The sequence below is a fragment of the Streptococcus gwangjuensis genome (assembly GCF_028156745.1).
GTDB classification, from domain to species: Bacteria; Bacillota; Bacilli; order Lactobacillales; family Streptococcaceae; genus Streptococcus; species Streptococcus gwangjuense_A.
Map to the genome: position 1 here is coordinate 129,300 of NZ_JAODJG010000038.1, position 19,782 is coordinate 149,081.

At 36.9% G+C, this 19,782-nt stretch carries 19 protein-coding genes and 1 pseudogene; all 20 read right to left on the reverse strand.

The features are described from left to right. Positions 1–5: 5 nt before the first annotated feature. The 20 genes and pseudogenes from aguA to N5909_RS08030 all read right to left on the reverse strand — a co-directional run bounded on the left by aguA (position 6) and on the right by N5909_RS08030 (position 19,552). On the reverse strand, positions 6–1,091 hold the full coding sequence (gene aguA, locus N5909_RS07940) for an agmatine deiminase (protein ID WP_033681794.1): 1,086 nt from the start codon (positions 1,089–1,091) through the stop codon (positions 6–8). Beyond that, on the reverse strand, positions 1,088–2,215 hold the full coding sequence (nspC, locus tag N5909_RS07945; RefSeq protein ID WP_271631084.1) for a carboxynorspermidine decarboxylase: 1,128 nt from the start codon (positions 2,213–2,215) through the stop codon (positions 1,088–1,090). The genes aguA and nspC overlap by 4 nt, the downstream gene beginning before the upstream one ends. After that, positions 2,215–3,474, reverse strand: coding sequence for a saccharopine dehydrogenase family protein (locus tag N5909_RS07950; protein WP_000088770.1), 1,260 nt, complete (start codon positions 3,472–3,474; stop codon positions 2,215–2,217). Before N5909_RS07950 ends, nspC begins: the two co-directional genes overlap by 1 nt. Continuing rightward, a complete protein-coding gene (gene speE, locus N5909_RS07955; protein WP_000366713.1) occupies positions 3,471–4,331 on the reverse strand; it encodes a polyamine aminopropyltransferase in 861 nt (286 codons plus the stop codon). The genes N5909_RS07950 and speE overlap by 4 nt, the downstream gene beginning before the upstream one ends. Next, positions 4,332–5,792, reverse strand: a complete 1,461-nt coding sequence (locus tag N5909_RS07960; protein ID WP_271631085.1) for an aminotransferase class I/II-fold pyridoxal phosphate-dependent enzyme — start codon at positions 5,790–5,792, stop codon at positions 4,332–4,334. It lies immediately after the preceding gene. 552 nt (positions 5,793–6,344) lie between these two features. Continuing rightward, entirely contained in the window at positions 6,345–6,656 is a 312-nt protein-coding gene (locus N5909_RS07965; RefSeq protein ID WP_020901364.1) for a hypothetical protein, read from the reverse strand. A 184-nt stretch (positions 6,657–6,840) separates the two neighbouring features. Further along, complete coding sequence (locus tag N5909_RS07970; protein WP_033681799.1) at positions 6,841–7,713, reverse strand: DUF4300 family protein; 873 nt, start codon at positions 7,711–7,713, stop codon at positions 6,841–6,843. 85 nt (positions 7,714–7,798) lie between these two features. After that, entirely contained in the window at positions 7,799–9,538 is a 1,740-nt protein-coding gene (locus N5909_RS07975; RefSeq protein WP_271631086.1) for a glycoside hydrolase family 13 protein, read from the reverse strand. A gap of 173 nt (positions 9,539–9,711) precedes the next feature. Then, on the reverse strand, positions 9,712–10,203 hold the full coding sequence (locus tag N5909_RS07980; protein WP_271631087.1) for a phosphoribosylanthranilate isomerase: 492 nt from the start codon (positions 10,201–10,203) through the stop codon (positions 9,712–9,714). A 63-nt stretch (positions 10,204–10,266) separates the two neighbouring features. Continuing rightward, positions 10,267–11,148, reverse strand: a complete 882-nt coding sequence (locus N5909_RS07985; protein WP_271631088.1) for a diacylglycerol/lipid kinase family protein — start codon at positions 11,146–11,148, stop codon at positions 10,267–10,269. Positions 11,149–11,259: 111 nt separating this feature from the next. Further along, positions 11,260–12,114, reverse strand: coding sequence for an ADP-ribosylglycohydrolase family protein (locus tag N5909_RS07990; RefSeq protein ID WP_271631089.1), 855 nt, complete (start codon positions 12,112–12,114; stop codon positions 11,260–11,262). A 26-nt stretch (positions 12,115–12,140) separates the two neighbouring features. Continuing rightward, entirely contained in the window at positions 12,141–12,761 is a 621-nt protein-coding gene (locus N5909_RS07995) for an SAP domain-containing protein (RefSeq protein WP_271631090.1), read from the reverse strand. 104 nt (positions 12,762–12,865) lie between these two features. Beyond that, on the reverse strand, positions 12,866–12,994 hold the full coding sequence (locus N5909_RS08000) for an ADP-ribosylglycohydrolase (RefSeq protein ID WP_271631091.1): 129 nt from the start codon (positions 12,992–12,994) through the stop codon (positions 12,866–12,868). A gap of 11 nt (positions 12,995–13,005) precedes the next feature. After that, positions 13,006–13,812: an alpha/beta hydrolase gene (locus N5909_RS08005; RefSeq protein ID WP_271631092.1), complete on the reverse strand. Its 807-nt coding sequence runs from the start codon at positions 13,810–13,812 to the stop codon at positions 13,006–13,008. Positions 13,813–13,964: 152 nt separating this feature from the next. Next, positions 13,965–14,708: a CPBP family intramembrane glutamic endopeptidase gene (locus N5909_RS08010; protein ID WP_271631093.1), complete on the reverse strand. Its 744-nt coding sequence runs from the start codon at positions 14,706–14,708 to the stop codon at positions 13,965–13,967. Positions 14,709–15,014: 306 nt separating this feature from the next. Beyond that, positions 15,015–15,209, reverse strand: coding sequence for a hypothetical protein (locus N5909_RS08015; RefSeq protein WP_000232313.1), 195 nt, complete (start codon positions 15,207–15,209; stop codon positions 15,015–15,017). Between the two features lie 3 nt (positions 15,210–15,212). Further along, positions 15,213–15,434 (reverse strand): annotated as a pseudogene (locus tag N5909_RS09815) (CPBP family intramembrane glutamic endopeptidase); the annotation flags it as partial. Between the two features lie 12 nt (positions 15,435–15,446). Next, entirely contained in the window at positions 15,447–15,809 is a 363-nt protein-coding gene (locus tag N5909_RS08020) for a hypothetical protein (RefSeq protein WP_271631094.1), read from the reverse strand. Positions 15,810–16,307: 498 nt separating this feature from the next. After that, positions 16,308–18,590, reverse strand: coding sequence for a protein kinase domain-containing protein (locus N5909_RS08025; protein WP_271631095.1), 2,283 nt, complete (start codon positions 18,588–18,590; stop codon positions 16,308–16,310). A 38-nt stretch (positions 18,591–18,628) separates the two neighbouring features. Next, positions 18,629–19,552, reverse strand: a complete 924-nt coding sequence (locus tag N5909_RS08030; RefSeq protein WP_271631096.1) for a recombinase family protein — start codon at positions 19,550–19,552, stop codon at positions 18,629–18,631. Positions 19,553–19,782 lie beyond the last annotated feature (230 nt).

The window sequence follows — 19,782 nt, forward strand, 5'->3', positions numbered from 1 at the left end:
TTCTCCTATTCTGGGATTTGTTGGGTGATACAGTGGATATTGCCACCACCTAAAAGAATATCTCTAGCTGGTATTCCGACAACTTTACGGTCTGGGAAACACTTACTGAGGATATCTAAGGCTACTTGATCGTTTTTATCTTGAAATTGGGGAACTAAGATAGCCTTGTTGGCGATATAAAAGTTTACGTAGGAAGCTGCTAGTCGTTCACCTGCGTATCTCTCTTCTTCTCCTTCTTCATAAGTATAGCCTGGTAAATCGTCCTCAGTGACAACTTGACGAATAGCTGGGATAGGAAGCTTATGAATGGTGAAGGGACGACCTTTTGCATCTGTTTCCTTTTCTAAGAGTTCGAGATCTGCTTTTGACATGGCATACTGAGGATCGTTTTGATCATCTGTCCAAGCTAAAACAAGCTCTGCAGGACCAACAAAGGCAGCAACATTGTCAACGTGTTCATTGGTTTCGTCCTGATAAATACCATAAGGAAGCCAGATAATTTTTTCAGCTCCAAGGCACTCTAATAAGGTATTTTCGATTTCTTCCTTACTAAGATGAGGATTGCGACCAGGACTCAGCAAGCAACTTTCAGTTACGAGAATGGTTCCTTGTCCATCGCTATGGATTGCGCCTCCTTCCAGTACAAAAGGCTTGGCATCGTAAACAGGTATTTCCAAGGCCTCAGCAAAACGACTGGCTACTTGGTCGTCATCTTCATAGTCTTGGTATAGACCATCTACAGCTCCACCCCAGGCATTGAAAGACCAATCAACGGCTAACTTCTGGCCTTTCTCATTGACAAGAATAGTCGGACCTGTATCACGCGCCCAGGCATCATTGGTAGGAATGTCTAGATAAACAACGCTATCTCCAAGGTAGTCTTGTGCTTCGACTAAGTAGTCTTGTTCCACCAAAAGATAGACTTTTTCCCATTCTGCTATGGTTTTGATAATCTGGCTAAAAGCCTTTTTAGCTGCCTTACCTTGAAAAGGCCATGAACCTGGTCGAGTCGGCCATATCATGAGGGTACCATGATGGGGTTCGTACTCTGCTGGCATGCGATAGCCTAATTTTTTTGGACTGTCCATCATGATAATCTCCCTTTAAAATCTTGATAGCCAAAGGCTTTGACTAAGCTGCACTCACCCTGCTCGTCCATAAGATAGAGACTTGGCAATCCAATACCATTAAAGGTATTATTTTTGACAAAAGAATAAATGGCCATGTCTTCGAAATAAAGTCTGTCTCCGATTTGGACTGGATTTTCAAAGCTATAATCACCAATCACATCGCCCGTCAGACAGGTATTGGAAGAAAGTCTATAAGTATGGGCTTTTTCCTGTGCCTCAAAGCCATTTCTCAAAGGTGGGCGATAGGGCATCTCAAGTACATCAGGCATATGGCAGGTCGCAGAGGCATCTAAAACCAAGATTTCCATGCCGTTTTCTACAATATCTAATACTTCAGTTGCTAGATAACCTACATTGAGCGCAATAGCTTCACCCGGCTCGATATAGACTTCAAGATTGTAAGTTTCTCGTATACGCTTGATTTCAGAAATCAGCAAATCCACATCATAGTCTTCTCTTGTGATGTGGTGTCCTCCACCCATGTTGAGCCATTTTACTTCATGCAAATAAGAACCAAACTGCGCTTCTACTGCTTTCAAAGTTGTCTCTAAATCATCTGAACCTTGCTCGCAAAGCGTATGAAAATGAAGACCGTCTACCAAATCCAGCAAATCATTAGGAATTTTATCTAGTGTAACGCCAAAACGAGAACCTGGTGCACAAGGGTCATAGAGCGCGTGATCTCCTTGAGTTGAACACTGAGGGTTGATGCGCAAACCAACACTGACACCAGCCTCCCGACAACGGGCCCCATGTTTACGCAACTGTCTCTCAGAATTAAAGACAATGTGGTCAGTGATTTCAAGTAATTCTTCCATGTCTGAATCTTTGAAAGCAGGTGCAAAAACATGGACTTCACCAGGAAACTCTTCTCTAGCTAGCTTGGCCTCATAGAGACCACTTGCAGTCGTACCTGATAGATACTGGCTAATCAAGGGATAGGTTTTGTAGAGGGAATAAGCCTTCTGGGCAAGCAAAACCTTGCAACCAGCCTCTTCTTGTACATATTGTAGGATACGGCAATTAGATTCTAACTTGGCCAAGTCAATGACGTAGGCTGGTGTTGGTACTTGTTCTAACTTCATTAGTCCACCATTTGTGGATTCTCAACCACAACCCATGGCAAACCATACTCATTCAAAGCTTCCATGAATGGATCTGGATCTAATTCCTCAAGGTTATACACTCCAGCTTGTTTCCAAGTACCGTTCATAACCAATTTCGTTCCAATCATGGCTGGAACACCTGTCGTGTAAGAAATTGCTTGTGAACCAACTTCTGCGTAACATTCCTGATGGTCGCAAACATTGTAGATGTAGATGGTCTTTTCAACGCCATCTTTGACACCTGTAAAGATACATCCGATATTGGTTTTACCAACAGTGCGTGGACCAAGGCTGGCTGGATCTGGAAGCAAGGCTTTTAAGAATTGAATCGGAACGATGTCTTGTCCATTGAAGTTAATGGTATCTGTGCGAAGGAGCCCAACGTTTTCAAGACATTTCATGTGCGTCAAGTAAGATTGACCAAAAGTCATAAAGAAACGAATCCGTTTGACACCTGGAATGTTTTTCGCTAATGATTCGATTTCTTCGTGGTGAAGGAGATACATGTCTTTTTGTCCAACTTGAGGGAAATCGTACTCGCGCTTGATAGACATGGCTTCAACTTCGACCCATTTTCCATCTTCCCAATAAGAACCCGGTGCTGAAACCTCGCGTAGATTGATTTCTGGGTTGAAGTTTGTTGCAAACGGATAACCGTGGTCACCACCATTACAGTCTAAAATGTCGATATAGTGGATTTCATCAAAATAGTGTTTGAGGGCATAGGCTGAAAAGACACTAGTCACACCTGGGTCAAAACCTGAACCAAGGAGAGCGGTCAAGCCTGCTTCCTTGAATTTCTCCTGATAAGCCCATTGCCATGAGTAGTCAAAGTAGGCTGTAAAACCAAGTTCCTTGCAACGTTTCTCATAAATAGCACGCCATTCAGGGTCTTCTGTATCCTCAGCCTCATAGTTGGCTGTATCGATATAGTGGACACCTGTAGCCAAACAAGCGTCCATAATGGTTAAATCTTGATATGGTAAAGCTACGTTCAAAACAGCTTCTGGTTTGTAGCTTTCAATCAGGGCAATCACTTCTTCTACCTTGTCAGCATCAAGAGCAGCTGTCTCAATCTTTGTACTTGTTTTGCCTTCCAGTTTAGCCTTCAAGTCATCGCATTTTGACTTGGTACGGCTAGCAATCATAATCTCTGTAAAGGTTTCGCTATCTTGGCAAATCTTTGAAATAGCAACTTGGGCAACGCCCCCACATCCAATAACTAATAAACGACTCATTTTTTTCCTTCCTCTTCTTCTAAAATGTCCTCAACATACTTGGGCAACATAAAGGCCCCTACGTGTAAATTTGCAGTGTAGTATTCTGTGAAAAGCTGGCGTTTTTTCCAGCCTTCCTTGTCAAAATCTTTGACAGGATGGTATTTTTTCGATGCAAATCCAAACAACCAATAACCAGCAGGACTGGTTGGTATATGGGCCTGATAGACCCGACTGATTGGAAAGGCTTGATTGACCTTGCGGTGCATGCTTCGGCAAGCTGACTCATCCTCGTCAAAGAAGGGACTCCCATGCTGGTAAATCATGATACCGTCTTCTTTCAAGGCTCTGTAACTGTTACCGTAAAATTCCTTGGTAAAGAGCCCTTCTGTATGGCCAAATGGATCTGTCGCATCGTTGATGATAATATCGTAGTCATCTTCACAGTTTCGCAAAAAGCGTAGCCCATTTTGGTAGTAAATGGTAACACGTGGATCATCTAGCCCTGCAGCAAAGTCTGGGAAATACTCACGACAGACCTCAACCAACATCTCATCTGGTTCCACAATATCGATTTGCTCCAGTTCAGGATAGAGGGTTAATACTTGAGCAACACCGCCATCGCCACCCCCTATTACCAAAACTTTCTTGGGATTCGGGTGGACAGCCATGGGAACGTGGACGGTCATTTCATTGTAGACAAAATCATCCGCATCTGAGAACAAAACATGCCCATTTAAAATCAAAATCTTTCCAAAAGCTGGCGTATCCAAGACTTCGATATCCTGCCATTCACTTTTTCCAGCGTAGAGTTGCTTGGCTGTTCTCAGAGATAATTTGACATCTGGAGTATGAACTTCAGAAAACCATAAATCCATCTAGTTCTCCTTTCTCTTAATGACGTTGATGTGATTGACCTCAGGATCTTCCGTCCCTTGGAGGGAGCAACCACGTTCCTTGGCAAATTGGATATAGTCTACAATTTCACGTATAATGCGTTCACCAGGAGCCAAGATAGGGATTCCTGGAGGGTAACACATAACAAATTCTCCACAGACTTGTCCAACAGATTCGTCTAAAGACAAACTTCTTCTCTCTGAATAGAAGGCTTCCTGAGGAGAAAGGACCAACTCTGGCTGGATATATTCTCCAGCTATCAAGTCCTTCCCATCTCGTGAATAGAGTCTCTTAATATCAGCTAGAGCACCGACCAAGCGCTCGATGTCTTGGATACGGTCACCAATCGAAATATAGGCCAAGATATTACCAATATCACCAAACTCAATCTGAATGTCGTATTCATCGCGCAAGAGATCATAAACCTCGATACCTGTTAAGCCAATACCCTGAGTGTAAACTGACAACTTGGTTACATCAAAATCACATACCGACACACCATCTATTAACTCTTTTGAATAGGCATAGTAGCCACCGATAGCATTGATTTCACGACGAGCGTACTCGGATAGCTCAATGACCTTCTCAAAGGATTCTTTACCACGAAGGGCCAAGTTGCGACGTGAAATATCCAAACTAGCCATCAATAAGTAAGAGGCGGATGTTGACTGGGTCAGGTTGATGATCTGACGAACGTATTCAGGATTCATCTGCTCCCCGATTAAAAGAAGCGAACTTTGGGTCAAACTCCCACCAGACTTATGCATAGAAACTGCTGCCATATCAGCACCTGCATCCATAGCAGAAATTGGAAGTTTATCAGTAAAATGTAAGTGCGCTCCGTGGGCTTCATCTACTAAAACCATCATGCCAGCTTCATGAGCCATTTCTGTCAACCCCTTTAGGTCTGAACAGATGCCGTAGTAAGTAGGATTGTTTATCAAAATTGCTTTTGCATCTGGATGATCCTTAATAGCCTGGGCTACTCGATCATTTTCAAGACCTAAAGCGATACCAATTTTAGGATCTACACTCATCTCGATATAGATGGGGATGGCACCACATAGAACCAACGCATTAATAGCAGATTTGTGGACATTTCGTGGCAGAATAATCTTATCTCCTGCCTTGCAGGTTGCCAGAATCATAGTCTGCACCGATGAAGTTGTTCCCCCTATCATTAGAAAAGCATGGCTAGCTCCAAAAGCATCTGCAGCCAATTCCTCCGCATCTCGAATAATCGAAATAGGGTGACCAAGATTATCCAAGGGTTTCATCGAATTAACATCAATGCCTACACATTTTTCACCTAGCAGTTCAACAAGTTCTGGATTTCCCCGTCCACGCTTGTGACCTGGAACATCAAAGGGAACAATCCTTTTCTTGCGCAACTTCACCAAGGCCTCATAAATTGGTGCTTGGTTTTGATCTAACTCTTTCAAGACATACTCCTTTCAATATTTTTAGTACCTTATGAAAACTAAGGAACTAAAGGTTGACTCATGAAAAAAGAGCAGGATTTCACCTGCTCTGCAATCTTCTGACGTTTTTATGTTTGTTTCTGTTGAGTATGTCTGTTCCCGATGTTTCCTAACTCTCTAGTAGCAAATATTACGTACTTTATTGATCGTTTCACAAGATGACGTGTGCTTTCACCACACTAAAAATTTATGAATTAGGACAAGTGTCCTAACATCAACTTATAAAAGTAGGCTTTTAACCCTATCAATAATGTGGTTTTTCAACCACGCTTCGGCATTCAACCCTGCCTGTCCGTAGGCATTTTTTACTCGGGTTTATATTTGCTAGAAAACATCTTCTTATTTTCTAAGCTTTATTACTATAACATACTTCTAACACTCTGTAAAGTACTTTTTTGAAAAAACATCTATTTTTGTTCGGAAATATATTGTTTTATATAGATTTGTATAAGTTTAATAATATGAAAGCGGATATAAAAAGAACTAGAAGATTCTAGTTCTCAAATTTTGTATTTAACGAATACTATGCTTATTCATCTTTTGTTCAAAGATAGTTGTGATAATCTGACGCAATTCTTCGCGTTCTTTTTCTGGAATCTCACCACTGGTTTGAGCTGCAGCGTAGAGTTCAGGGTGTTCAATTGAAATGCGTTTAATCGTACGTGTCGTAGCATGTTTTCTGACGAAAAACGGAATTCGCTTAATCAAGTCTTGTGGTACTAGTGCAAGAATTTTCTCAGCAGTTTCCTTGTCACTAATCTTAGACGTCGTAAGGCCCTTCTTAATCATTTCCTGTTCTTTTTCTGTAAAATCTTTTAATTCCATTTGATTAGTCCTCCTATTTTCTCTAAATTAAATTATATACCAATCCAGATAAAACTACAAATGGAGTGTTTTGAAAATATGTGCAATACCCTAAAGAGTGGTTTCTGGATATTAACGATTGAAATAATCCACCAACTCATCAAAAATATAAATGTCCTAGGATTACTGTCATATCGTACCACTATTAAAGATTAACCCACTTATCATTATCCATGATGAAAGGCTTAGCCAGTCCATCACCTGTATAGTCCGCGTACTTGGTGCCTAAATACTTGTAACAATCCTCCTTGCTGGCAAATTTAATCGCTTGGTAGGGCTCTTCGAACGTTAATTTCTCTACAAATAAGAAGCCATCATCAGCAGGCACTAAAACACCAACGTGTCCAACAAACAGAAACTCACCATCCAGATTGTCGTGCAAGACTACAGATAGCATTCGAGCTTTGTCGTTGAATTGAAATTGAGAGAAGAATTTTTCCATCTTTTCAGCGTGAACCTTGACATCTGTAGTTGCTTCAGTTGGAACTCTCGAAAATAGAATATCAAACTCTTCCTTATCTTTTGCATCAAAGACCTTTCCCTTATCAATGGCATCGTTATCTAGGAAAAGCAATTGGTCATTCTTTTCAAGCTTTGGAATAGTGACTGAATTTTTCAAAAGACAATAACTATTGATACGGCAGTTGGTCCCAACAAAATCGCCCTTTTTTTGATTCCAGAGATGACTGATTTTCTCAACATCGTATTCTGTGTGAGTAAAGGAAGTGAAATCTCCTGATAAGCCAGTTGACCCGACAATGGTATTGTAATCATTTACAAGATTAAAAAATGCATTAACACTATTTGGATCCAAATTGGCTGATAAGAGTGATTTAACCTCTTCTGTACTTACCTGATTGTTTAGATTGGTGTATGAAGCTTTCCATGGAACTTTAGCTGAACTGGTTTGCCTTTGATTCGTCCCTTCAGAAGTAGCATGTTGTTGTTGACAAGCAGCCAAGCCCAAGAACAAGGCTGAACAAATTCCTAATGCGGCTAATTTTCTTGATTTCTTCATCTCTTTCTCCTTTTACAGGTTTAGTAACTAGCCTTATTATACTTTATAAGTGGTGAAATGGACCATAATCTTCATCAACTAGTTTTTAGAAAATCACAAATCCATTTGGAGAGATGACAAGCTGATTTTCCAATTCTTGGCAATTGCTTGCTAGTTCTACTACTTCTTTCTCTAAAAGATAATCATCTTTTGATTGATTAAAGATGGCTTTAAGGACCCAGCCTTCGTATGTCCATTCCAAGACAACTACATTTTGTTTGATTTCTTTTAGGCTGTACTTGCCTTGCGAAATGATTGCTGACGCGTGTTTGCGAATCTTGATTAGCTTCTTCATGAAATTCAACATATCATTGTCACTTGATACTCGTTCCCAAGGCATACAACGACGACAATCCGGGTCTGGTCCTCCGGTCAAGGCTAGCTCGGTTCCATAATAGATGCAGGGTGTTCCTTTTTTTAAAAAGAGAAAGGCTAGGGCTGATTTGACCAGTTGAACATCCTCATTGGCCGTCCACAAGATTCGTTCTGTATCATGCGAATCCAATAGATTAAACATAACTTCTGAAATCTGCTGCTTGTAATACATAGATTGGCCATTGATTTCATCGATGAACTGGTCCGTCTGCTTAACACCTCGTAAGAAATAGTCCTTTATACTATCAGATAAAGGATAATTCATGACCGCATGGAATTCATCTCCATTTAGCCAAGGCTGAGACGTATGCCAGACTTCTCCTAAAATATAAAGATCAGGCTTTTTAGCTAAAACTGCCTTTCGAAAATCCTTCCAAAACTGATGGTCAATCTCATTTGCCACATCCAAACGCCAAGCATCAATATCAAACTCTTCAATCCAATAAGTCGCAACCTTTAAAAGATACTCCTTTACCTCTGGATTGGCTGTATTTAGCTTAGGCATATAGTCCTCGAAACCAAAAGCATGATAGGGTAACTCTCTCTTATTAGCTAGCTTTTCAGTCGTCACTGGGAATTGTTGAATATGGAACCAATCTTTATAAGCAGATTGCTCACCATTTTCGACAACATCTTGCCATTGAGGCGATTGTGAACCAATATGGTTAAATACAGCATCCAGCATGATTTTCATACCATGCTGATGCGCTTGCTCGACCAGCTCTCGAAAGGTCTCCTTGTCTCCAAAATGATGGTCAATTTCAAAGTAATCTGTCGTATTGTATTTATGATTGCTCGTAGATTCAAAGATAGGACAAAGATAAAGTCCAGTAATGCCCAAGTCTTGCAAATAATCCAGATGGTCTATAATCCCCTGTAAATCACCACCAAAGAAATCATCACTCTGAGGTGTGATAGATGAATCCCAATCTAAAGTCCCTTCTGGGTTTAATCGAGCATTTCCATTGGCAAATCTCTCAGGAAATATCTGATACCATACCGTATTTGAAACCCAGTCAGGAACCTTGCAGGCATCAATCTCATGAAGATAGGGCAACTTAAATCCATTCCCAATAGCATGGAGATTTTCTAGAGAATTTTCGACACAACCTTTATCACCATACAAAATACTTTGACCTTCTGTATCCTTGAGTTCAAAGAGATACTGGATACGTGCAAAATCAACTTTGACTTCAACCTGCCAATAATCAAATAAGGCGTCAGAGGTTATCTTGGCCATTTCTTTTGTATCCTGATAAAACTCCTCCATAAAGATAAAAGGGTCACCATAATGCAAGTTGATGCTTTCAATATCCCCTTTCTTAGTCCGAATCCGAATATGAATCTTCTTATTCTTATAAAGATAGGCATACTCCGACTCAGGCCTATGGTAAATAGCGCTTAATTCCATAAATTTGTCTCCTAAAGTATTAATTCAAATTTTACGCAAACGTTTTCATGATTATGATTCTAGTATACTACTTTCATATTTTATTTGCAAGGCTTGTTCGCAGTTTCAAGTGGTTTGGTTCTATAAATAAAAAAGCAGCCAGCCTTACAACCAACTACTTTTTAAATGGTGATTTACAACTGTCTTTCCAGCCACTCTATCTTTTTAAAGTCCTTATTGTTATTGTGCTCATTTCGATAAGAATCTTGGGAAGAAGCCTTGTAAATACTTAAAAACTGTTCCAAACTTGGAACGCGAAAAGTGATGTTTTCGAGATGAATCAGCTCTATATCCGATTCCGAAACTCCTGCAAAATCAGGTAAAGAATCAATACTTCCGAATTCAACACTCAGACCATCCTTTTGGAATTCATGCTCATGAATATCTATTAAGGCGTAACCTAAGTGATTCATCACTTTCATTATCTTGTCCCAGTCATAGATTCTGAGATGGTCAGGAGCTTCCCAACCTCTAGGGTCACCAGGCACATGAATGTCAATGTCAGACGGCCCCCATTCTTCATTTGAACGGTATTCAAAACCCAAAGACCCCATGAGCGTCGGAGTGATTCCGACTTGGTTTAAATGAGAACAAATTGTTCGAAATTCATCAAATAGAGAATTCATTCCTCCTCCAATCGTTGATATAGAACTTCATTTCGTTGTGAATAATAAACTAATTTTTATCTTTTACTCTTTCGGTTTTGAAAATACTTCAACTCGCTGAGCTAGGACTTTGATTTCTACAGGTAGGTTATCCGATTTATCGCCATCAACATCTGACTCCAATTCACTATCTGAAGAGATTTTAATATTACGCGCTCTGATATACTCAATATTATCATTGCCGACAACATCTCCTTTTAGTAAATCAGGAATAACGGATAATTTAGAGAATATAGAAGCATCTTTAAGAATCAAAATATTGGCATAGCCGTCTTTGTTTTCTTCAAAGATTTTTTTGTCAGCGAAGTAATTTGTCAAGAGAACCAAAACATGGCTCGCTTCACCAATATAATTTCCATTTTCTGTCTCGACCTTAATGTTAAAGACCTGATCCGTCATGACAGACTTCATGGTATTTACAGCATAGGCTAAAATACCGAATTTTGTCTTGTCCTCAATCTCCACATTGTGAATCGCCTCAGGAAGTGAACCGATACTAAAGATATAACCAAAATAATTGTCATTTGCTTTACCGATATCAATCTTATTGGTTAAATCAAAATCCAGTTCGTCAATTGCACCATCGATGTCTTGATTGATTTCCAAAAGTTTTGTAATGAGGTTACCCGTACCGCCTGGGATAATACCCAACTTAGGAATGTAGTCTTTCTCAGCAATACCCGAAATGACTTCGTTGACAGTCCCATCTCCACCAAACACGACCACTGCATCGTACTGCTCACGAGAAGCTTCCTCAGCAAAATATGTTGCATCCAGCGCCTTTTCGGTAATTTTGGTTTCCACGTGCTCAAAGTATTCTTTTGCTTTATTCTCCAGCTTTTCTTTGTAATCCAAAGCCTTCTCCCCACCAGAGGTAGGGTTGATAATTACCATTGCTTTTTTCATTAATGTTCTCCTTAATATTCGTTAGAAATGGTTACATTTCATCGTATGCAAGTAAATGTACTCCCATTATACAATGAAATTACAGAAAAGAGAAATCTGACGTACTGGAGATCAATACACTTTTATTCTATTTTCCCATCGCATAACTACATCCTTTAACGATTCATCCAAGTAAGAAAATGCCTTATCCTTTATCCAGTCAGGAATACGATAAGCTGCCTCGGCTATACTTCCAGTGATTGCAGCGAGAGTATCACTGTCGCCACCAAGTGAGATGGCATTTCTTATCGCATCTTCAAAGTCTATACTTTCAAGAAAGGCAATAATGGCTTGAGGGACAGTTTCCTGACATGTTTCGTTAAAACGATAGTTAGGGCGGATTTCATCTAAAGTTTGAGATAGATTGTAGCCGTATTCCTTCTCTATATAATCCTTAATCCGTCTTTTACACTCTGTAGGATTGTCGTTAATTGATTGCTCGTATTCTCTACAATAACCACCAAAGTAAAAACGACACAGAAAGATAGCATCAGCTGTAGCCATAGCACCTTTGATACCTTCCGGATGATTATGAGTTACCTCTGCAGAAAGACTCGCAAGTTCTCTAGATGATGGCCACATTCCGGTTCTAGCATAAAAACTACAGTCCATGGACCAAGCGCATGGAGAAACACGCATAGCCGAACCATTCCCAAAGCTATTATAAGGCTCACGGTTATCGCTGTTTAGCCATGCATTAAAGCGAGCACCATAATCAGCATCAGGATACATTCTACCATATTTCTTCATGGCGTCAATAAAGTCATTCTTTTGCCCACCATTCATGATTGCTTCTGCGACAGCACAGGTCATAACCGTGTCATCTGTAAAAAAGCAGTCTTTCCGAAATAAAGGAAAGTCCTTCGTTTTGATATTGTTCCATTCATAAACAGAACCGACAATATCTCCAATAATTGCTCCTAGCATAAAATTCCTCCTTGTGAACTCTTGGTTTAGACTGATATATACTCGTTTATTTTATCAGCATATTCAGTCAAAAGATTCTTTGAATAAATTTTTTCAGCTTTTGAATTTCTAACTTCTTTCCAAAGAATAGAAGCTACTTTTAACTTGTTTGAGTAATTACGACTATTTTCGTCTGCACAGAAATCCTTTAAAAATTGATTCCATTGACAAACTGAATGGTCATACTTGGCATAATCTGAATTTCCATAATAAACTTTTAGCATATCTTTAATTGTAAAAGCCAAATCATGTTCATTTTTTACTTTTCTCCAAGCTGTAGCCATATCAGCAGAAAATTTAAAAGGGGAAACATCTGTTAAAGTTGAGAAATATTCTCTAAAGTAAGCGTTAAAGGAGAATCCACATTCAAGTAAGGGCGTATCTAAGGGAATAGCTTCCAATCTTTTCTTATTTCTTTTTGTGGGTGATTTTTTAATCAGATTCCCCTTAAAGTACTGCTCAATAATTTGATTGAGTTCTTGTTTGGTACCCCTATATTCAAGTTCCAATGTCTTGCATATCTGTGAAAGTTCATCACGATACCAGTAGTATTTATTAAATTCATCAAAGGATATGATTTTATCAAACTCAGGTCTGCTCTCTATCAATATAACACCTCCTTAAAAACAGTTTAGGTTTTCATTTCTAAATAATGGTATTTGGGTTTCTTTATTTTGAGGATTAGCAACGTTTCACTAATAAACTCACAAACTCAGCGGTTCGAACTTACCGTATCATCTGTGAAAAAGCAGTCTTTCCGAAATAAAGGAAAGTCCTTTGTTTTGATATTGTTCCATTCGTAAACAGAACCAATAATGTCTCCAACGATTGCTCCGAGCATCCGTTTCCTCCTTATGGCATATCAGATTCGTTACACATTTCTAATGAGTCACTCTTTAAAAATGGCACCACCAAATCAATCCACTCATAAGGCAGGTAAGCTGATAAATAGCCGTGGTTATAGCCCTTTGCTTCATACAAAACTGTATTTGAATGTAGCTGATGAAATAATTTCGCTGATTCTTTCACACAGTTCAATTCTTTTTCACCATAGATATACAGAACCTGAGCCTTGCTAGCAGAAATCACATCTTTCAGCTTGTAACATCCCATATAGTTTTTGTAAATGGTCACCAATGTTTTGATAGGCGTCCTTGGAAGATCCTCCAAATAATAAGCTTTTATTTCCTCTGGATAAGCCAGTTTAGGATAGAGTTTGTTCATCATGCTTAACTGAAGTTTGCAAGAGAATTTATTGAACATCAGTTTAGCAAACAGAGACACTAGAAAGAGGCTGATTTTAGCTAACCTTGGTTGAGGAATACAGAGGCTTCCGTCTATGATGGCCTTCTCAGCAATTTCACTGTCTAAAGACAAAAGCTCCATGGCAATTTGACCACCAAGTGAAACACCACCGATTGCAAACAATTTCCCACCACAGTTTGCTTTGATATAGTCTAGAATCTCCAAAGCAGAATCTTCAGTAGAAACATAATCAAGTTGATATTCCTCGCCGTGACCATTCAAAGTGGGTAGAATAACATGGTATTCTTCTGACAAGATTCGTGCTTGACGAAGATAATTCCACCAAGAACTGCCACCACCATGTATCAGTAAGATAGGAGGCAAATTCTTATCACCAAATTCATGGAATTTCATGTTTAAACTCCTTACTTTAGGACTTTCACTAACTACATCCTTGTCAATCTGTTTGAACAAGCAGTGATGCCTCATCGAATTGAAATTCACTAACATTGATCATCTAAATATATCAATCATTACTTTCGATAATAGTTATACTGATCAAAAATTTATAATATTTTTTCCTTACTAATTCTGTTACTTGCCAATATAGTATAGATTAAATAAACAATAAAAATGATAATAAAAATAAAATTAATTTTTAACACAAAATAGAGATTTAACAAATTTGCGAATACATGAAATAATACACAGTATCCCACAGATTTCGTTTGACGGTAAAGAAGCCCTATAACAAAACTTAAAAATAGTGTATATATAAAAAATAAAATAAAAGGAAATCTTTGATGACTTTCTCCAACTATAAACCATAAAGGCATATGCCAAATCCCCCAAATTGATCCTATAATCAAATTAGATTGCCAATAAGTATATTTTTTATCAAGTAAGGGTTGTAATATTCCTCTCCATCCTAATTCTTCATGTCCACCACCAAAAAAAATTAGTTGTATAAAGAATAATGGCATCAGATAAATGGATACTCCATTTAATTCTAAGGAAGATACAGAAAATAGTATCAAAATTGCTAACATATGAATAATGAAATAAATACTACTATTTTTTCTCTGATTAAATAAGAAATGTTTAAATTTTACATTTTTACTTTTCAAATAAAATCCACTTGCAATAGCTGGTCCAAGTGCACCAACTATATGTAATGTTCTCCCTATAAACGTTTCTAATCCCAAAATAGTAAATTGTGTAAATATAGCAAGAAGCCCCCAAGCTATATAAGTAATTCCGAATGTAAAACAAAGATAATTTTTTAAATCCTTTTTGTCAGTTTCTGTCATTTTATCGCCCTTATCTTGATTATTTTATGAATAATATTTTTACTGCTTCTTAGTTGCTCTCGATTTATAACTAACTATATTTTATCACAAAAATGCAAAAAAAGCCTTACAATCAAGGCTTTTCATTATTGATTCATTCCAAGAATTCTAGACTTTTACAAGCAAACTTACACACTCCACGTAGCACGAGTGAACACTAAGTATTCCATGTAGTCTTGTCTGTATATGGAAACATATCTATAAACCTTTTAACGATATCATAAAGTTATCGTTAAAAGGTATTACTTCGGCAAACTGGGATTTATATCATTTATGTTTTCTCATAATCCATATAAAAACCAAAAGTGCAAAAATGGTATAAGCGATAATTGCAAAAATAGATGCTTCTAATCCAAAATCGCCACCTGTAATCCATCTATTTCCTGAAGACAATACGAAATTATAGATAGAATCACCCTCACTTTTTGTTCCGAAATGAATAATATTGCCAACAAAAACCATATTTCAGATACCATGGACAATTGCACTATTCCAAATAATATTGCTCTCAATTGCAATTAGGGAGAATAATATACCAACCAATGTACCAGCAATTATCAACTGAACTATACTAATTAGATCTAAATCACTGCCTACTATATGCAAAATTCCAAATACTATTGATGGTAGAAATATTGCTATCGAGCGATTCCATCTTTCCTCAAATATGCTTAGAATTACCCCTCTAAAGACACTTTCCTAAACAATGCCCGTAGCTAGTCCGTAAAACAACAAGGAAGATGTTATGATTTCCAATTTATGTTCTCCATTTCCTGCTGTAAAAATCCCTCCCGATAGTATTAAGCAGGCTATAACAAAGCCAGTCATAGTAAATGCAAGTATGAAATATTTAAAATGCAATCTGACTGGTGTTATCCTGTAGATGGATAAACTTCCTCTTAATAGTCTTTTTGTAAGTATCTTCATCCCTAAAAGGAAAACCGATATATACATAAGTGCTGAGATAATATTTGCAATCCATACAGGAATACCAATTTTTGCAATAAATGTACCTACTCCTAATGCTATCCCCTGTGATACTGCTAAGCAAGAAATCGCCAAAAAACTTCCTAATATAACTTTCCGAGTTGAATTTTTTTTTATCTTCCATAAACCACCACTACAAATTCTAATCTCTCTTTACTTGAAAATAAATCCCATTATATAATCTCATAAACTCTTTAGCAAACTTTGTTACAAGTTCATGATTAAGTGCAGCTGCTGTGGCAGAATGTATACACCCATTTACATTTTGTAACTCAAGCATACTACAATTTTTGGCTGGATGACTTCTCATAAATCATTAACAAGAAGAATCCTAAAATCAAAATCATATGCTTCAATTCCTAGATTTCTTTGATTTTAAGTTTTTTCTAACCTTTCACTTTTGTACTTTTGACATCAATACCACGCACTCAACATGTAATAGTTAGGCTATTTCCAAACATATCCACAACTATTATATTACTTGATGTTTAAGGCTTTTGTAACTATTTTGTCTTATCATTCTTTCTTTTTTAATTAGGCTATTATGATGTTATATCAGCTAAATATTAAAATTTAATAATAGGTCATAATTTCTTGTATTAAATCTTTTTCATTACGATTATCATGTACATAATCCATATACTGAGGTCTTCCTGTTTTTAAATATAATAGCCATCCCTGCAATGATGAAATATAATCATCTTCTAATGTAGATAAGCTTGAATATTTACCTACATACATATTACCTGAACACCATAATTCATGTCTCACTGGATATAAATAAGAACCTTCATCTCTTTCTATTACTTTTGCATATCCATTTTCATCAATTACAAGCTGATTATCTAACCTATCATCTGCATATCTCATAGCCACCTCAATTTCCTGCTTAGTAAACAAATGTATGGGTTTTCCGCATCTAATTGCTCTCACCGAAAAATATGTTTCGTATTCTAGCTCTGCCAAACCATTTTGTTTAAGAATTTCGGAAACTCTTTTTTCAAGATTATATTCTAAATCAATAGCTGCTTTTCTATCATAAAGACAAAAACATTTCTCATCTGAATATGGATTCATTTTTTTAATGTGTCCATCTGTACAAATATAATAATTCATTTCTTCAAATAGTCCTAAAGAAATTTCATTTCCCGAAGGTAAAAATTCAAAGACAAATTTTATAGTCGCGGAATTCGTCAATGGACAAATTTGGAGCATATCGCAAAAGTCCCAATTCATAAAATTTTGTTTTATATAATCTTTGCTTTTTTTACGCTCTGAATATTTTTTCTTTCTATTAGATACATCGTATTCCTTAAACAAATCTTTTTTAAACGGATTTTTATTAAATTCTCCCAAATTTAATATTCTATCTTCTATTTCTTCATCCGGTAAACCCTTAAACTCATCATTACTCTTTATATACTGATATAATTTTGAATAAAGATTTAACAGCCATTCGATATAATTTCTAAATTCACTAGCACTGCAATCACCATGTCTTCCATCATATGTTCCATTTATTCCATTGTACGGTCCATTTTTCAATACAATTAAGAATTTTCCCCTAATATAACGGTATACTGTTTGAAATCCTTTGGGCAAAGGAATTGCTGTTTCATAATCATAAACACCGTATTGTGCATACTGAGCCGAAACATAATGGGCAGGATAATCCTCAACTAAATGTTCATTATCACAATCGTCTTCTGCGCTAAGAATAGGAGATAATTTGTCAAATTCCAACAGAAAATAATTCCACCTGTAATTTTCATTGAACCCTTCAAAATATAATATTTTTGGTCTTACTATATAACAAAAACCTGATGTATCATACAATTTTATACAGTTCTCTTCATCTGCTATTTCTGCAAAAGAAAAGTCCAATCCACCTTTATCATGAAAAAGCATATGATTATATGCAGGTGTTTTACCAATAATATTTAGAATCTTCACAATTTTATTAATATTCCTCCATGATGATGATTCTGGAGGATTGAGTCCAAATAACTGTTTATTTAGGAAATTCCAGTCACTGGCTTGAGATTTATCTATGTCAGAATATACATCAATCCAATTAATTAATCTTTCCTTAAATTCCTCAATTGTTGGACGAACATCTGGATTATTATCAGTAGAATCTTTGAGAAGTTCATCTATTTCTACAAGATGGGTGTTTTTATATTGCTCCAAATAGCGTAAACTATGGCTAGGATCTAAATAATTATATACCCCATCAAATCCTTTTTCATTATTAGTTAAAAACATCCACATTGTTTTTGCTAACGAAAAAGCATCTGCTTTTTTACTATCTGCTTTTTTAGGATTTCGCTTCATTTCTGGTGCAATAGTAAAAATTGCTCCAAGCCCTTTATCAGATTTAGTAAAGTCATCTGTATTATTTGGAAAATCAACTAATCCAAAATCGCCAAATGCAAATCTGTTATTGTAATAATAAATATTAGAAGGCTTTATATCACGATGACAAATATCTTTTTCATGTAGCTTTTCTAAAGTTTCACTTAAAGAAATTATTCCCTTAACAATTTCTTCAATATCTAATTTATTTTCAAGTATATAATCTACTGCAGATATTGCAATAGGCATTGTATACCAATATTCTTCAACAGAAAATCTATAGATAGGAATAATTCCCTCTATTATTTGATAATTATCTTTTATGGTGTTTATTTCATTAACAAAACGACTGCGTTTCTCTTTTCCCCCAACAACTAAAACTTTTAAAGCATATTCTTCATTATCTTCTTTACATTTTACACGATAGACTTTTGCATTTCCGCCTTCTCCTAATTCATCAATGATTTCATAATAATTATTCCAGCTTTTTTGTTTTGCCATATACAAACTCTCCTTAACTGTACCAAATAATCTATATATTACTTCTTTTTAGAACTATACTTTTCGTTTTTCCTCTTACTACCATTTTCCTCTTTCACAATATTACTCCTCCGACCTTTCTCAATCTGCACTGCCTCAAAAGTTTCCTTTGAAATTATCGCAGGGTTGTTTTCTGATGCCATATACTGAACATCGCTTTTTCCTGATTTAAAAAGTTTAACATCACCAGTATACTTCTCATTACTCAGCATAACATCAATCGTTCTCTTACACCATTTCTCTTTTCCGGTTGGAGAGAGAATCTTTCTTTTTTCGAGTTCCCTGATAATGCCTAAAATACTTTGACCGCTGAGATATAAATCAAATATCAACCTAACATTTTTAGCCTGTTCTTCATCAATAACCAGCTTTCCATCAGCATCATGTTTGTAACCATAACACTTTCTATCATAGATTTTCGAAGTCCCCTGTGCTGCACGCTGCTTAATTCCCCATTTTATATTTTCACTTCTTGACTCGTTTTCACCTTGTGCAAGTGCTTCAACAATTGCTATCATCAAGTCACTGTCTGTATTTTCAGTATCCAATTCTTCCTGCTCAAACATTACATGAACACCAAGCGTTTTTAATTGATTAAGAGCATCTAATATTTCAACCGTATCTCTGCCGAATCTACTAATATTTTTCGTTATAACTATATCCAGCTTTCTTGAACGGCAATTGTCAAGTATCTGATTGAACTCTTTTCTGGATGAACCTGTTTTACTTGTAGCAATGTCTATATAAACGTCAGCTAAAACCCATTGCAGCATTGAGGCAATCAATCTGGTCAAATGCGATATTTGAGCAGTCAGGCTTTGAAGGTGATCCATGCTATTTGTACTTACACGACAATAAATCCCGACACGCTTTTCCCTTTTTGGCTTCGGGGGAATATAATAAACGTTTGAATTATTCGGCATGTTTTCTCACCTACCTGCACTTGTCTAATCAACATATGATTAGAATTTATCAATGGTGATTAGTCTATTTAATCATCATATCAACTCACCCTTGGAATAGTAATCTTATCAACTCAACCTACCCCATATCTATTCTGTCCACTCAACTATCCTCATGGATATGTTCCCAAGCCCTTGATTTTAGGGCGTTTGACAGGATTATTGGCATCATAAAATAGAATTCCAAATTC

What these genes read in the sequence shown, in the direction of transcription:
- N5909_RS07965 (WP_020901364.1), bottom strand. Translation starts at nt 6,656, where the DNA reads ATGGAATTAAAAGATTTTACAGAAAAAGAACAGGAAATGATTAAGAAG.
- aguA (WP_033681794.1), bottom strand. Translation starts at nt 1,091, where the DNA reads ATGATGGACAGTCCAAAAAAATTAGGCTATCGCATGCCAGCAGAGTAC.
- N5909_RS08025 (WP_271631095.1), bottom strand. Translation starts at nt 18,590, where the DNA reads ATGGCAAAACAAAAAAGCTGGAATAATTATTATGAAATCATTGATGAA.
- N5909_RS07970 (WP_033681799.1), bottom strand. Translation starts at nt 7,713, where the DNA reads ATGAAGAAATCAAGAAAATTAGCCGCATTAGGAATTTGTTCAGCCTTG.
- N5909_RS07980 (WP_271631087.1), bottom strand. Translation starts at nt 10,203, where the DNA reads ATGAATTCTCTATTTGATGAATTTCGAACAATTTGTTCTCATTTAAAC.
- N5909_RS08005 (WP_271631092.1), bottom strand. Translation starts at nt 13,812, where the DNA reads ATGAAATTCCATGAATTTGGTGATAAGAATTTGCCTCCTATCTTACTG.
- N5909_RS07975 (WP_271631086.1), bottom strand. Translation starts at nt 9,538, where the DNA reads ATGGAATTAAGCGCTATTTACCATAGGCCTGAGTCGGAGTATGCCTAT.
- N5909_RS07990 (WP_271631089.1), bottom strand. Translation starts at nt 12,114, where the DNA reads ATGCTAGGAGCAATTATTGGAGATATTGTCGGTTCTGTTTATGAATGG.
- nspC (WP_271631084.1), bottom strand. Translation starts at nt 2,215, where the DNA reads ATGAAGTTAGAACAAGTACCAACACCAGCCTACGTCATTGACTTGGCC.
- N5909_RS08015 (WP_000232313.1), bottom strand. Translation starts at nt 15,209, where the DNA reads ATGGTTTTTGTTGGCAATATTATTCATTTCGGAACAAAAAGTGAGGGT.
- N5909_RS08000 (WP_271631091.1), bottom strand. Translation starts at nt 12,994, where the DNA reads ATGCTCGGAGCAATCGTTGGAGACATTATTGGTTCTGTTTACGAATGG.
- N5909_RS08030 (WP_271631096.1), bottom strand. Translation starts at nt 19,552, where the DNA reads ATGCCGAATAATTCAAACGTTTATTATATTCCCCCGAAGCCAAAAAGG.
- N5909_RS07950 (WP_000088770.1), bottom strand. Translation starts at nt 3,474, where the DNA reads ATGAGTCGTTTATTAGTTATTGGATGTGGGGGCGTTGCCCAAGTTGCT.
- N5909_RS07985 (WP_271631088.1), bottom strand. Translation starts at nt 11,148, where the DNA reads ATGAAAAAAGCAATGGTAATTATCAACCCTACCTCTGGTGGGGAGAAG.
- N5909_RS08010 (WP_271631093.1), bottom strand. Translation starts at nt 14,708, where the DNA reads ATGACAGAAACTGACAAAAAGGATTTAAAAAATTATCTTTGTTTTACA.
- speE (WP_000366713.1), bottom strand. Translation starts at nt 4,331, where the DNA reads ATGGATTTATGGTTTTCTGAAGTTCATACTCCAGATGTCAAATTATCT.